Genomic DNA, 14,425 nt, shown 5'->3' with positions numbered 1-14,425 from the left:
TGTAATTTATAAATTAAACACTTTCATATTTATATCGAGTGACTCTAAAATTTTAGTCGTTTGATTTAATGGCGAATTATTACACTTTGGCGATCGGATATATTGAAGCAAAGCCCTTCAAAGAGATCGTTATGAAAGCATACTATTTAGTCGTCGTATTGAGCTCCACATTGCTAGGTTGCAGTTCTACTCCTCATCAACAAACGTTATTGAAATCCGATCCATATTGGGTCACAGGTGAATTAGATAACGGTTTAACCTACCACGTTTACCCTGACCGAGAACAACCAGTATCGGTACGCTTACTTGTGCATGCCGGCTCTTTTCAAGAGAGCGATCAACAAAAAGGTTATGCCCATTTTGTTGAGCACATGGCGTTTAATGGCAGCAACAATTTTTCAGGGAATGATGTAGTAGAGTTATTTGAGCAATCTGGTGCTAGCTTTGGCGCTGACTTAAATGCTTATACCTCTTATCAAGAAACCCTCTATAAGTTAGATCTACCCGACAACAAGAATCTAGATAAAGCGTTGGCATGGTTTAGAGATATTGGCGATGGTTTACTGCTGTCCGGCGCTGAGATCGAAAAAGAGAAAGGGGTGATATTAGGAGAATTTCGACACACACGAGTTGAAAATAAGCCTCTCTCATTTAAATTCTACGATCATATGGTTGAAGGCACGAATTACCAAACCAACGATCCCATTGGCAATAAAGAATCCGTTTCTAATGCGAATGTTCAAGAGTTAAATAACTATTACCAAACCTGGTATCAACCTCAGTTAGCCGAGGTGATTGTCTCTGGTGATATCACTCTGGCAGAAGTGATCCCTTTGATTGAAGAAACTTTCTCTGATTGGCAAAGAGGCACAACACCGGTTCCCGTGAAGAACACGTCAGCGGATTACAATACTCAAGATTTTGTGGCGTATGGAGCTGGGAGCGAGCCACCGAGCATCGGGATAGTGATTGAGCGTGGGCAAAGAGTGACACAGAGCCATGAGCAACAACATCAGCTTTGGCTAGATGATATTGCTCAACAACTCATCCAACAAAGGTTGAATTCAGATTTTGTTGACGCTGCATTGCCAGTGCAATGGGTTGCTTCGACTCCCTATTTCTTAGAGTACCAAAGGTATTCCATTACTACGGTTGGCTTTCCTATCGATAGTCGAGAGCAAAGCCAGCAGCAGTTTATTTCTACTCTCGCCTCATTGCGTGATTATGGTGTGAGCGAATATGAATTCACGAGTGTGATACAGCAATACCAAGCTAACCTTGATGACATTCAAGCTAACTGGGAGAGAATGGACGCAGTAGCTCATGCTGACGGTAAGTCGACGGCGCTGGTGATTAACCAAACGGTTCAATCACAGCTTGATTATAAGTCGAGCTTGAAAGAGTTTCTTTCGAGTACGGATCTAGAAGCCGTAAATGATAATTTAGATGATTTACTTTCTAGTCCATATATTTTGGGATTAGGTTTATCGTCTAAAGAAGACTTGCAGGCAATGAATAACGAGCTAAAAGATGTCAGAAAAGCCTATAAAAAGACAGGTAACAGACCATTGCTCGTTACTGCAAGCTCGGCGTTTAGTGTACCAGCGTCTCAAGGTGAAATTGTAAAACAAGTTCAGGTGAGTGACGATCCTAATTTGAAGCAATGGACACTAAGCAACGGCATTGAAGTTTTGTATCTCCGTAACTCTGAGGCTGGTAATAGTGTTGGGGTTTACTATGCAAGTGAGGGGGGAAAAGCGGCGCTGAGTCCTTCGCTGTTTCCTGCTGTAGAGATTGCTCTGCCAGCTTCGATTCGTAGTGGTGTTGGTAAATTTAGTGGTTCGGAGTTCACCGCTCACTTGAGACGCGAAGACATTGAAATCTACCCCTTTATCAACTTTACTCATCATGGTTTAGAAATAAGCGCCAAGAAAAAGACGCTTGCAGAGGGTTTAGCTGCGCTCCATACCATTGTAACCGAACCTAAAATAGACAGTGCCCAGCTTGAGGCTGTGAAGTCTGAATTTGCTCAAGATCGTACAGCATATTTAGAAACACCAGTTGGTCAGTTTATTCAGATGGTTAATCGCAATAGCTATCAAACAAGCAGCCGTCACATGATGCTTGAAAGTGACGATATTAAAGCTGTCACGTCGCAAGATATACTAGACGTACAGCATCAACTCTTTCAAAAATTAAGAGACAATACATTGGTTATTGTTGCTGATATTAACCCCGCTGAAATTAAGCCTCTTGTGCGTCAATACGTTGCATCGTTGCCATTAGAAGCCGCTGTGTCTCCTGATTATCAGGTGGCTTATAGTCCTGATTCGAAAGAACGAATGGATATATCCGTCAATAATGAAGACAGCAGTCAGTATTTATTGCGTGTGATTTCCCAGCAAGCTCGGGATCAAACCGCAAAAGATGTGTTTATGGACGATATGCTTCAGCGCGTGTTGTCGAGCCGTTTAACGGCTTATGTTCGTGAAGAGTTAGGTTTGGATTATGCGCCTTATGTGTACTCGGTTGCACAAGACAGTGAGCCGAGTCATGACTGGTTAATCGGCTCTTTAACGGCTCCAGAAAACTCAGATAAAATTGAACAGGCGATTGATAAGGTCATTGCTGAAGCGGCAAAAGGGATTTCTGAAGATGAGACTCGGACGGCCGCTAAGCAGCTTGTAGCGGACCTTACTCCACTTAAATATAAGCCTACCGAACAAGCTTGGTTTATTTCTCGTTATTTGATTCATGACTATGGTTTTGAGGTGTTGTTCGACCTGCAGGGGACGGCAGACTCAATTTCTAGTCAAGACATGACAGAGTATGCGAAAGAAATTTTTGGTGATAACAGCTATCAGCTGAAGAATTTGTTAAGCCCACAAGGTTAGGTCTAGTTAGGTGAGTGGTTTTCTTGAAAGCCGCTTCTACTTTTTATATGTGGATTCACTTACAAGCCAAATGTTCAAGCATTTGGCTTTTTTTTATTGCACTGACAAGCGAGTCTAAAATCGATGTATTAGGCTCTTATCAAAACACCACTTTAAATGAGCACAGCGATCTTACATAACGATTTATGATTTATAAAATAAAGATCTAGATCACAAAGATACTCATCAGGTTCAATATTAAATAATAATCGTTAGCTCAATCTGTATATTGTCGATGAATGACATTAAGAGGTTGTTATGAAAACATATTATTTAGCGATGGCTCTATGCCTCACCTTAGTTGGCTGTAGCTCAACATCAAAAACTACCGAAACGCCAATCCAGCCGGATCCGGCATGGACTTCAGGCCAACTAGAAAATGGCCTTACTTATCATGTTTATCCAGATCATGAAGAATCCGTATCTGTTCGTTTAGTCGTGCACGCCGGTTCGATTCAAGAGACTTCTCAACAAGAAGGCTACGCGCACTTCTTGGAACACATGGCATTCAATGGCAGTAAAAACTTCTCTCAGAACGATGTGATTCGTCTATTCGAAGACGCAGGCGCTAGCTTTGGTGCTGATATTAATGCCTACACCTCTTATGAAGAGACGGTCTACCAGTTAGATTTGCCAGATAACATCCAATTGCAGTCTGCTTTGACGTGGATGCGTGACATTGGTGATGGCCTGGATCTATCAAGTTCAGAAGTCGAAAAAGAAAAAGGCGTGGTTCTTGGCGAGTTTCGTATGGCTCGCCTCGATGATAAGTCATTCGGAGATATATATTATGATCACTTCATTGAAGGCGGCCCTTACGAATCGCAAGATGCACTAGGGACTAAATCGTCTATTGTGAATGCCACTCCTCAAGGTATCACCAACTTTTATCAGACTTGGTATCAACCTCAAATAGTTGAGCTGGTCGTTTCTGGTGATGTGGACATCAAAACCGTGATTCCACTCATTGAAGAAAAGTTTTCTAGCTGGGAACGTGGCGACACGCCGAGACCAGAGAAACAGAAAGTGACCTCATTCAATGAAGATGATTATGTTGAGTACGCAGGAAGAGAAGCGCCAAGTATCACTCTGACGTTTAACCGAGGTTTAAATAGAGTTGAAAATCATGCTCAGCAGAACCAACGCAGGTTAGATGAAACCTCTCAACAATTGATTCGACAGCGATTAGAAGCGGTGTTCAATGATGCCGCGCTGCCGACTCAATGGATAGCGTCTGATAGCTATCGAATGGGTTCTCTGTACTATTCGTCAATAAGTGTTGGGTTTCCGACTGGAGGCCGCGAAGTTATCCAAAAAGATCTGCTTTCTACATTGGCATCACTGCGTGATTTTGGTGTTTCGGAAACGGATATTGTTGGTGAACTGCACTACTACCAAGACTTGCTGGATAACATTGAGCATGACTGGGATAAAATGGACAGCGTTGAACACGCGAATTACAAAGTGAGCAGGTTAGTCACTGATCGAATTGTCCAATCACAGAAAGACTATCAAGTCAGCTTGGAAGCTTTCATTGATAACTTGAGCCTTGAAGTGATTAACGACAACATCAAGAATCTACTTTCTGATGATTACTTTATTGTTATTGGGATGGATGACTCCGAAGACAGAACCGCGATCATCAACTCTCTCGATAGTTTAAAAGCCACGTATAGCGAGGCGGGAGTTGCGCCGCTTGCGATTGGAACAGCCAGCGCTTTTGCTGTACCTAGCTCGCAAGGCGAGGTTGTACTTGCTGAACAAATGTCTATTGACCCATACATCCAAAAGTGGACGTTAAGCAATGGCATCGACATGTGGTACCTGCGTGATTATGAGGCAGGTGATGATGTTGGGGTGATGTACATGAGCCTCGGCGGAAAAGCCGCTTTGGATCCGAGCTTGTACCCAGCTGTTGAGGTTGCGTTACCTACCTTCGCTCGAAGTGGTGTCGGTGAGTTTACGGGCTCTGAGCTTTTAGCGTACTTTGATCGTGAAAATATTAGCGCCGATTCTTTCATTGGTAATACTCGTCATGGTATTGAATTTAATATCAATAAAGACGGACTTAAAGATACGTTTGCTGCGCTTTATACCTTCATAACTGCGCCTAAAATTGTTCCCGAGCAGTTAGAGGCAGTGAAACAGGAGTTTGTACAAGGTCAAGAATCTTTCTTGAGCAGCCCTGTCGGTCAGTTTGAGCGCGCAAGAAACCAGAATATCTATCGTCAAGACAGTGGCCACCTCTTTGTTGATAAAGAACGTGTTGAAGCGGTTTCTGTGGAAGACGTCGCTAATCTTCATCAGCAATTGTTTGGTCAAATGAGGCATAACCAATTGGTGATCGTGGGTGACATCGACCCAAGTGAATTAAAGCCTTTGGTTGAGCAATACTTGGCTTCGATTCCATTAGAAAAAGCTGAGGTTCCTGAATTTAAGGTGGCTTACAAGCAGCCATCTGAATCACGCATTGATTTAGCGATCAACAATGTGAATAGTGCAGAGTACATCCTACGAGTTATCTCTGAGCCTAGCGTTGAAGTTAAAATGTCGGCAAAAGATGTTTTCATGGAAGACTTGCTGCAGCGCTTGCTGGCGACTCGTTTAGATACCTATATTCGTGAAGAGTTGAGCTTAGATTACTCGCCATATGCGTATTCAGCATCCGCAGATAGTGAGCTGAGTGGTGAGTGGGTTATCGGGGCGATGGTAGCGCCGGAGAACGTTGACCAAGTTGAAGTGGCGATCGATAAAGTGATTGCAGACCTTTTACAAGGCGTCTCTGAAAAGGAAATGCACGCAGTCGTGAAACAGTTTGAAGCGGACTTCACGCCTCTCGAGACGAGCTCTATTGACCAAGCATGGTATCTGTCTCGTTATTTACTTCATGGTTACGATATCGAAGCTTTGTCTCAAGTTGAGCGAGTGGCGAGGTCGATTACTGCGGAAGACATGAATCAACTTGTCCAACGCATCTTTGGTGAAGATAGCCGTAAGGTTAAGAACATCATGCGTCCTAAAGCCTAAAGCCTAAAGCCTAAAGCCTAAAGCTTGAAACCAACAGAAAGAGACAACTCAAAGCCAAGCGAGCACCGCTTGGCTTTCTTGTTTTCCCACCATTCATAACGTCTATGCCTCACCTGTTGTTAAGCCGTTTTAGATCTATGTAAATCTAAATTTTGAGATCGCTTAATCGGTTGCATCGTATCATTTTCTAAAAAAATGTTTTAAATCAAGACAGCGTTTCATTTGTATTGTAGATTGACGATCTACGAGAATGTTGTTTGGATATTAGATTGCTTAAACTGGGTACCCGATTAGTCTTAATGTTGTTTTTACTGAGCTTTGGCTTAGTGAATTCTAACGGCTATTCGTTTCCTTCTAAGCCATTTCAAATATACTCGGCTCAAGAGCAATCTTCACAGAATGATCTTTGTAAACAAGCTGATACGGATAATCCGTCGAGCTACTTAGAGTGCGATAAGGCTCAGTTTGGCACCGTGCCTTCTGGTGACAGTTCTAACTATCACGACACCGAATCAAGCCTTCAAGCAGCAAACTTCAGACGTATGCTCAGTAACGAGCAAGAAAGCGTGGCCGATCTTGAGCCTGCTTATCATCTACTGATTGACTTCTCTCCCCCCTCAATACTGGCTTCCCTGCTCTTCAACACGCCGTTGTTGGATTCCAAGCTGCACTGGACCAGTATTGTGAGTTCTCCGTCTTCCCGGCTTTCGGGGTGGAAAGAGGGCAACATCCAATACTCGCATTTCCGAGAACTTCTTAGCTAATCGTTTGACCCTAAATTGGTCGTATCGATGGTCGCCTAGTGCCCATTGAACTCGCCAGTTAACCAAGACAAACATAGCGACATCAGCTTTAGCATCACTATCTTTCAATCAGCTTGTTCTGGTCGTGATTAGCCATCGCTCGTGTTCGCAAAATATTAGACATACCAATCGTAGTAAATAACTGGTCACCCTAGCTGGTTAAAATGCTCGATCACTGCTTTTTTCTGGTGCTATTTTTGAGCACGTATTTACGGTGATTGGTAGAAAGAAGAGATCTTGACTGTGAAAAAACGCATTCAAAGAAAACAAATTAACCACTACTCAAAGTGGAAATACGCGGTGCTTATCGCCACCATTATCATCATGGTTCTGAGTGCTTTACCTTCTTGGTATGGCGAGAATGCGTCGGTTCAAATTAACAACCGTTCTGAACAGACCATCGATGCTAGCCAAATTACCCAATACCTTGCGAGCGAAGGCATTCAAGCCAAATCGGCATTTCAAAAAGACCAACGTTTAGTCGTAATCTTGGAAGACGCAGAACAACAAGCGAAGGCTAAAGAGGTGCTGAATGAGCGCCTATTGGACAACGCGACGGTTGCGCTAGCGATGGAGCCAGCAGCTCCGAAATGGCTGACTGACATGGGCTTCGCACCGATTCAGCTAGGCCTTGATTTACGTGGTGGTGTGCAGTTCCTGTTAGAAGTAGACATGGAACCGGTTTACCACGCACAAGCGCAATCTGTAGTCGATGAAATCACCAGCCAAGTGCGTTATGCACGCGGTAAAGTGGTGAACAACCAAGTTGAGTTTAACTTCCGTACTGATGCCGATTTCGAGAAAGCACAGAAACTGATTCGCGAAGAGTTCCCACAATGGCAACGTGACCGTTCAGATAAATCGCTAACGTTAACTCAGTCTGAAGAAGAGCAAAGAACGCTACGTAATCTAACGGTTCAACAAAACCTGCAGATCATGCGCAGCCGTATTGAAGAGCTAGGCATCACTGAGGCATCGATTCAACGCCAAGGTGAAAGCCGTATCCGTATCGAATTACCGGGTGTACAAGACCCTGCAGCTGCGAAAGACGTGATTGGTGCTACGGCTTCATTAGCGTTCTACTCTGTGTACGACAACGCAACGCGCAATACTCAAACTCTGAAAGATTCAGATGGTAATCGCGTAGTGGTTGCTCGCAAAGCAGTGCTGAGCGGTGAATACATTATCGATGCACGCAGTGGCATTGGTGAAATGGGCAGTGCAGAAGTAAACATCACGCTTGATTCTTCTGGTGGTAAGAAAATGTCTGAGTTTTCTCGCCATAACATCGGCAAGCCAATGGCGACCGTTTACAGCGAATACAGCCGTGACAGAGCCGGTAACAGCGAAAAAACCAGCGAAGTAATCAGTGTGGCGAACATCCAATCTCAACTGGGTAGCCGCTTCAGAATCACTGGTGCAGGCAGCATGGCAGAAGCACAAGAGCTTGCTCTATTGCTACGTGCCGGTTCATTAACAGCGCCTGTTACCATCATTGAAGAGCGTACTATTGGCCCATCTCTGGGTGCTGAAAACGTAACGAATGGCTTTGCTGCTTTGGCTCTTGGCCTTGGTCTGACTCTCACGTTTATGGCGCTATGGTACCGCCGCCTTGGTTGGGTCGCGAACTGTGCATTGGTGGTTAACATGACCACATTATTTGGTTTGATTGCGCTGCTACCGGGTGCGGTGTTAACTCTGCCGGGTATTGCGGGTCTAGTACTGACCGTTGGTATGGCGGTGGACACCAACGTGCTGATCTTCGAGCGTATTCGAGACAAGATGAAAGAAGGGCGCAGCTTTGCTAGCTCTATCGACCGTGGTTTCGATAGCGCATTCTCGTCAATTTTCGATGCTAACGTCACTACCATGATCGTTGCTGTGGCTCTATATACCATTGGTAATGGACCGATTCAGGGCTTCGCTCTGACACTGGGCTTAGGTCTTCTAACCAGTATGTTTACGGGCATTTTTGCTTCACGAGCGATCATCAATTTGGTTTGGGGGCGTGACCAACGCCACGATGTAAGGATTTAAGCATGAGTACTTCAAAAATGACTATTTCAGACCGCTATTTTTCAAATAGCTATATTTCGGATAAGAATATGACTCGCCTTCGTAAGGTGATGTCTGCGATATCTATTGTGCTGTTCATGAGCTCTGTGATGCTGGTGGCGGTGAAAGGTTTTAACTGGGGCTTGGACTTCACAGGTGGTGTGGTTGCCGAGGTTCAGCTCTCTGATCAAGTCACCAAAGATGCGTTAAAAACAAAACTTGATACAGCTTTCCAACAAGACGTGCAAGTGGTTGGTATGGCAGAACAGGATCGCTGGACAATCCGTTATAGCCAACTGACAGATGCTCCACAGCCAAACTTAGTGGATGCTTTGTCTTCTGTCAGCGACCAAGTAAAAGTGCTTAACAGCAGCGTGGTTGGCCCTCAAGTCGGTCAAGACATGGTTGACCAAGGTGGCTTAGCGGTATTGGTGTGTTTCCTAATGATCATGCTGTACCTGAGTGTACGTTTTGAATGGCGTTTAGCACTCGGCGCCCTAGCCGCAATCATCTATGACGTGACGCTTATCTTGGGTCTGTTCGCTTTTACTCAGTTCGAGTTCAACCTGACTGTGTTAGCGGCTGTGTTGGCGATTTTGGGTTATTCATTGAATGACTCGATCATCATTGCCGACCGTGTCCGTGAGATGCTGCGTGGTAATCCAAATGGTGACACTGACAACCTGCTTAACGAATCGGTTAAAGCGACCTTCTCACGCACCATGGTGACCTCAGGTACAACGCTAATCACCGTATCTGCACTTTGGCTACTTGGTGGCGCTGCGCTGCAAGGTTTCGCGATTGCACTGGTTGTAGGTATTGTCAGTGGTACGTGGTCTTCAGTTTCAGTAGGTATCACACTGCCTAAGTTACTTGGTCTACAGCCTTGTCACTACCAAGTGAAAGCGCCGGTAGAAGTTGAGGGTGAGTACCCTTAGGTTATCTATTGGTTAACAGTACAACTTAGTCAGTAACGTCAACAAAGCCCTTCGTTTATAGTAAAACGAGGGGCTTTATTTTTTATAAGAGTCAAACAGTTACAGAAAAGAGAGCCTATTTCAAAAAACGATGGATTGAGCAGGCAAGCCCTCATGATATGAAGTATGTTTAGATGACGTTCGTAGAAATGAGGCAAGGGAATGGAATATCGACATCAATGTCATGTAGGCGACCATGGTGATGCGCTAAAGCATCCAGTATTGAGTGCACTTGTTCGGTCATTAATGCAGCAACATTCACGCCTCAATGTTATCGACACGCACTCTGGTACAGGGTGTTATGACCTCAACACTGCACCAAGTAATCATGCTGGTGAGTTTGCTGAAGGGGTTGGGTACTTGTGGCGCAATAAGGCTTATCTTCCTCCGGCATTCGCTTCTTTTATGTCGGTGCTGGAATACTACAATCCGAACCAACTTATCTCTTTGTATCCGGGTTCTGCCGCCATCACTTACCAACAAGGTCGCAGCCAAGATAGCTTCTATTTTTCAGACATTCAGCAAGATGAAGCTGATTTACTGCAAACTAATATCGATAAGTTACAGTGTGACTTGGGTATTTCAAGCAAGCTTACGATTAGCGCAGGTGATGGGCTTAAAGCGTTACCTGATGACGTAGCTAAACATGACAATCATCATCTGATTGTTATCGACCCACCCTATGAAACCGATTCAGAATATCTCGCGGTGATTGATGCCTTAGTTAAGGCATATCAGCAGTCGGAGAAAGTATCTGCACTAATTTGGTACCCGCTCTACACGGATGATAAGAGCTCACTGATTCTGAATCACTGCGTGACAGCGGTAAAAGATGGCTTGCTACCAAGTCCGATCAAGTCGGAACTTCGCCTTAGAGAGCCCAAGGGTGATGATCGCCTGATCGGCAGTGGTTTGCTGTTGTTCAATCCACCACAAGGCATTGCGGGAACGGTCGCGGATACGCTTGATTATTTACACAGCCAACTCGCCACTAATGGTGAAGGCTACTGGCAAATGAGAAGCTTATAGATCTGATTTTTATGGGTTTTATGATGGTTTTCTAGACATCACTCACTAAACCACTGTTATCTATGTGGTTTAAATTGACCAAACGCTAACTTTTATCGATTGATTAATTGCAGTGAATCATTTAAAAATAGAATATCAATGCGCACAAGTGCATAATGGCTCATAAGTTAAATAATTACCCCTAATTAATATCAGATTGTGGTTTACCCCCTAAACTGCATAAGGCTCGCACTAGTCACGCGAGCCTTTCTTTTGCCTGAAGGAAAATCTAAGGCAGTTCTATCAATTTAAGATTCACTACAACACTGGATAATCGATGTAGCCTTTTTCGTTGCCGCCGAACAGAGTGGCGCCATCAAGTTCTGATAGTTCGCTGCCGTTTTGTAGGCGTGAAACTAGATCTGGGTTAGCAACGAATGGGCGACCAAATGCGACGAGATCGGCGTAGCCTTTGCTTAGTACTTCTTCGGCGCGTTGTGGTGTGTAGCTGCCGGCAACGATGATGGTGTTAGAGAACAAGGCTCTTAGTTCGACACGGAAGCTTTCAGGGATAACTGGAGCATCATCCCAGTCGGCTTCTGATAGGTGCAGGTAAGCGATGTCTCGATCTTGAAGTGCCTTCGATGCCTCTAAAATCGTTGGTACGATATCTGGGCAGTTCATGTCTTTGAAGGTGATGAACGGCGCCAAGCGCACACCTACTTTATCGGCACCTATCTCTTCAATCACAGCATCAACCACTTCGATTAGGAAGCGAAGTCGGTTCTCGCGGCTACCGCCGTAGTTGTCGGTGCGTTTGTTTGAGTTGGTTCTTAGGAACTGATCAATCAGGTAGCCATTGCCACCGTGTATTTCCACTCCGTTGAACCCTGCCTCGACTGCTTTTTTCGCTGAGTTAGCAAAATCTTGAACAACACGATCGATATCGGCTTGGGTCATCTCTCTTGGTTGGATGCAATCCACCATGTTGCCGTTACCATTCTCATCAGAGATCCAAACCTGCGTTTCTATTGGAGCTAATGCAGAAGGTGCAATCGGTAACTCGCCTTTTTGAAAGGTAGGGTGTGATACTCGGCCTACATGCCATAGCTGGCAGAATATCGCGGCACCTTGTGCTTTTGCTGCTGTTGTTACTGACTTCCAACCTTCGATTTGTGCATCGGTATAAACGCCGGGTGTGAATGAGTAACCTTGAGAGTCATCAGAGATCTGCGTTGCTTCCGTGATGATCAGCCCTGCACTTGCGCGTTGTTGGTAATAGGTTGCCATCATGTCGTTTGGCACGTTTCCAGGTTGGCTAGTACGAGCGCGTGTCATGGGTGCCATAACCACGCGGTTTTGTAGTGCTAGGCCTTTCAGTTCTGATGCTTCGAATAACTTGTTCATGGTCTCTACCTTTATGAATTTTTAGTGCTGTGCCAATTCCAGTTTGATAATGAATTGGCACTTTGAAGTTACGGAGTTCTTAAATTATTTAGCTTCTGTTGGTGCAAATATTGAGTTGCTTTGTGGTTTCTCGTTTCGGTTAGCTTTAGCGATTAAGAATAATCCGACGATAGGAACCACAACGGCTGCGAACGGAATCATGCCTGCGCCTAGTTGGCTGTCGAGTACCATGCCGCCAAGGAATCCACCAAAGGCATTGGCTAAGTTAAACGCTGAGATATTCGCAGTTGCTGCTAGCTCTTGCCCTTCGCCACCGTGGTTCATTACTCGAAGTTGCATGGCAGGGACGTTCGCAAATGATGCAATACCAAAGACAAATGCAGCTGCAACGAAGAGGATTTTGTTGTCTACCACAAGGCCAACCACCACCAATGACACGATCATTGCGACAGCCCAAAACATTGAAGCTTTGCCTAGGTTTTTATCTGAAGAGCGTCCGCCCAAGGTGTTACCGATGATTAAGCCAACACCTACAATCACTAAGATCCAAGTCACTGATTCTTGACTGTAACCCGTGATGTGCATGGCGATTGGCGCAAGGTAACCGTAAAGCGTCATGAAGCCAGACCAAGCAAAAGCGGTGATCGCCAAGCTGATGAGAAGCATTGGATTTTTGAATGCCAACAGCTGAGTTTTGATGTCTTTCGCTTCGCTGTGACCTGAAGATTTTATTGACGTTAAGATTGAAATCATGGCGATGGTGCCAAGTGCTGCCACGGTAAAGAAAGTGGTGTGCCAACCGAATTGCAAGCTCACCCAAGTTCCTGCGGGAACCCCAAGAACGTTAGCGAGCGTTAAGCCAGCGAACATCTGACCAACAGCACGACCTGCCATTTTCTCAGACACTAAATTGGTCGCGACAACTGCACCTATGCCATAGAAAGGACCTTGCACTAAACCTGCGATAACGCGGCTTGCAAGTAGAAGTGGGTAGCTAGGAGCTAAGGCTGACAAGATATTGCCGATGATGAACAAAGCCATTAAGCCAATCAGTACCATCTTCTTGTTAAAACGTGCGAGGTAGATGGTTAAGATCGGGCCACCAATAACGATAGCCAATGCGTAAGCACTAATTAGGTAGCCGGCTTGACCTTCGGTGATCGAAAGGGATGTGGCAATTTGTGGAAGGATGCCTGCGATAACAAACTCAGCGGTGCCGATGGCAAAAGCTGCGAGTGTCAGTATCCAAACTTGGAATGGGATCTTTTCTTTATGGATCGCTTCTGATTTCATAGTGAAGTACCTGTGTTAATTCTTGTTTGTTAGGACGTGAGATACACGCCCTAACGATTGTTCTTTATGTCTTTGCTTCTTTGCGGAGTGTTAGCCGAGTAGAGCGCCGCCATCGATATCGATGATTGACCCAGTGACGTATGGGTTATTAATTGCGAACAGGTAACCCATGGCTATCTCTGAAGGCTCGCCAACCTTACCTGCGGGTAGGTTGTTTTTGGCGTTGTCGTACATGTTTGCACGAGCGGAATCGTCCATGTTTTTGTAGGCTTCCGTCATGGTTAAACCCGGGCTAACGGCATTGACTCGAATGGGTGATAGCTCTTTCGCCAGTATTTTGGTTACGCTTTCTAGTGCGGCGTTGATGGCGGTTTTTACGTAAGTACCAGCAACAACTTTGCGTGACAACATACCAGTTGTGAAGGTGATAGAGCCGTTTGGCGTCATGTAGCGTGCGGCATGTTTGGCTACGTTTAAGCTGCCCCAAAACTTAGTGTCAAAAGCTGTCTTAGCGTTTGCGGTTGCTACGTCTGTTACTTTTCCTGCGGGAGCGGATGAGCCAGCCGTTACGATTAAGTGGTCAAACACGCCAATCGATTCGAAGTATTCACAAATCGACTTTTCATCGGTGATATCAACGCCTGTGTGTCGGCTGGCAATATGTACCGTGTTGTTCTCGTTTCTTAGTTGCATCGCTAGTGCTTTGCCGATACCTGATGTGCCACCAATGATGACGAAAGTGCGTTGCTCTTGTTTAGTCGATTCGTTAGTCATTCTCTGAATTCCTGCGTTGTTCTGTTGATGTTTGCCATTATATTTATTCGACTAAATTTGATAATTGGTTAAAATATAAATTCATTATTCGGTTAAGCTGAATAGTGTGACTGAGTATTCAAATCGAGCATTAAGATCGAGAAGTAAG

General features: G+C 44.9%; 9 protein-coding genes. 6 read left to right on the top strand and 3 right to left on the bottom strand.

The genetic code is table 11. The features are described 5' to 3' along the window. Nucleotides 1-131: 131 nt before the first annotated feature. From AB4249_RS10670 to rlmJ, 6 genes are all read left to right on the top strand, one after another. A complete protein-coding gene (locus AB4249_RS10670) occupies nucleotides 132-2,894 on the top strand; it encodes a pitrilysin family protein (RefSeq protein WP_017066906.1) in 2,763 nt (920 codons plus the stop codon). 297 nt (nucleotides 2,895-3,191) lie between these two features. Beyond that, a complete protein-coding gene (locus AB4249_RS10665) occupies nucleotides 3,192-5,960 on the top strand; it encodes a M16 family metallopeptidase (RefSeq protein WP_372103041.1) in 2,769 nt (922 codons plus the stop codon). 299 nt (nucleotides 5,961-6,259) lie between these two features. Beyond that, a complete protein-coding gene (locus AB4249_RS10660; RefSeq protein WP_017072340.1) occupies nucleotides 6,260-6,724 on the top strand; it encodes a hypothetical protein in 465 nt (154 codons plus the stop codon). A gap of 276 nt (nucleotides 6,725-7,000) precedes the next feature. Then, nucleotides 7,001-8,800 (top strand): protein translocase subunit SecD, encoded by a 1,800-nt coding sequence (gene secD / locus AB4249_RS10655; RefSeq protein ID WP_372103039.1) that lies wholly within the window; start codon nucleotides 7,001-7,003, stop codon nucleotides 8,798-8,800. A gap of 2 nt (nucleotides 8,801-8,802) precedes the next feature. Further along, entirely contained in the window at nucleotides 8,803-9,756 is a 954-nt protein-coding gene (gene secF, locus AB4249_RS10650) for a protein translocase subunit SecF (protein WP_017061264.1), read from the top strand. A 201-nt stretch (nucleotides 9,757-9,957) separates the two neighbouring features. After that, complete coding sequence (rlmJ, locus tag AB4249_RS10645; protein ID WP_372103037.1) at nucleotides 9,958-10,824, top strand: 23S rRNA (adenine(2030)-N(6))-methyltransferase RlmJ; 867 nt, start codon at nucleotides 9,958-9,960, stop codon at nucleotides 10,822-10,824. 297 nt (nucleotides 10,825-11,121) lie between these two features. Here rlmJ and AB4249_RS10640 read toward each other — a convergent pair whose 3' ends face one another. The 3 genes from AB4249_RS10640 to AB4249_RS10630 form a co-directional block, all read right to left on the bottom strand. Next, nucleotides 11,122-12,210: an alkene reductase gene (locus AB4249_RS10640; protein WP_136974008.1), complete on the bottom strand. Its 1,089-nt coding sequence runs from the start codon at nucleotides 12,208-12,210 to the stop codon at nucleotides 11,122-11,124. Between the two features lie 84 nt (nucleotides 12,211-12,294). After that, nucleotides 12,295-13,503 carry an MFS transporter gene (locus tag AB4249_RS10635; RefSeq protein WP_372103034.1) on the bottom strand — a complete coding sequence of 403 codons (1,209 nt, stop codon included), beginning with the start codon at nucleotides 13,501-13,503 and terminating at the stop codon, nucleotides 12,295-12,297. 90 nt (nucleotides 13,504-13,593) lie between these two features. After that, on the bottom strand, nucleotides 13,594-14,277 hold the full coding sequence (locus AB4249_RS10630) for an SDR family oxidoreductase (protein ID WP_065583949.1): 684 nt from the start codon (nucleotides 14,275-14,277) through the stop codon (nucleotides 13,594-13,596). Between the last annotated feature and the right edge of the window lie 148 nt (nucleotides 14,278-14,425).

The organism is Vibrio sp. 10N.261.55.F4, assembly GCF_041470465.1.
GTDB lineage: Bacteria > Pseudomonadota > Gammaproteobacteria > Enterobacterales > Vibrionaceae > Vibrio > Vibrio crassostreae_C.
Note: the sequence above shows the minus strand (reverse complement) of the source record. Positions and strands in the feature narration are given on the sequence as shown.

What these genes read in the sequence shown, in the direction of transcription:
- AB4249_RS10670 (WP_017066906.1), top strand. Translation starts at nt 132, where the DNA reads ATGAAAGCATACTATTTAGTCGTCGTATTGAGCTCCACATTGCTAGGT.
- AB4249_RS10665 (WP_372103041.1), top strand. Translation starts at nt 3,192, where the DNA reads ATGAAAACATATTATTTAGCGATGGCTCTATGCCTCACCTTAGTTGGC.
- AB4249_RS10660 (WP_017072340.1), top strand. Translation starts at nt 6,260, where the DNA reads ATGTTGTTTTTACTGAGCTTTGGCTTAGTGAATTCTAACGGCTATTCG.
- secF (WP_017061264.1), top strand. Translation starts at nt 8,803, where the DNA reads ATGAGTACTTCAAAAATGACTATTTCAGACCGCTATTTTTCAAATAGC.
- rlmJ (WP_372103037.1), top strand. Translation starts at nt 9,958, where the DNA reads ATGGAATATCGACATCAATGTCATGTAGGCGACCATGGTGATGCGCTA.
- AB4249_RS10640 (WP_136974008.1), bottom strand. Translation starts at nt 12,210, where the DNA reads ATGAACAAGTTATTCGAAGCATCAGAACTGAAAGGCCTAGCACTACAA.
- AB4249_RS10635 (WP_372103034.1), bottom strand. Translation starts at nt 13,503, where the DNA reads ATGAAATCAGAAGCGATCCATAAAGAAAAGATCCCATTCCAAGTTTGG.
- AB4249_RS10630 (WP_065583949.1), bottom strand. Translation starts at nt 14,277, where the DNA reads ATGACTAACGAATCGACTAAACAAGAGCAACGCACTTTCGTCATCATT.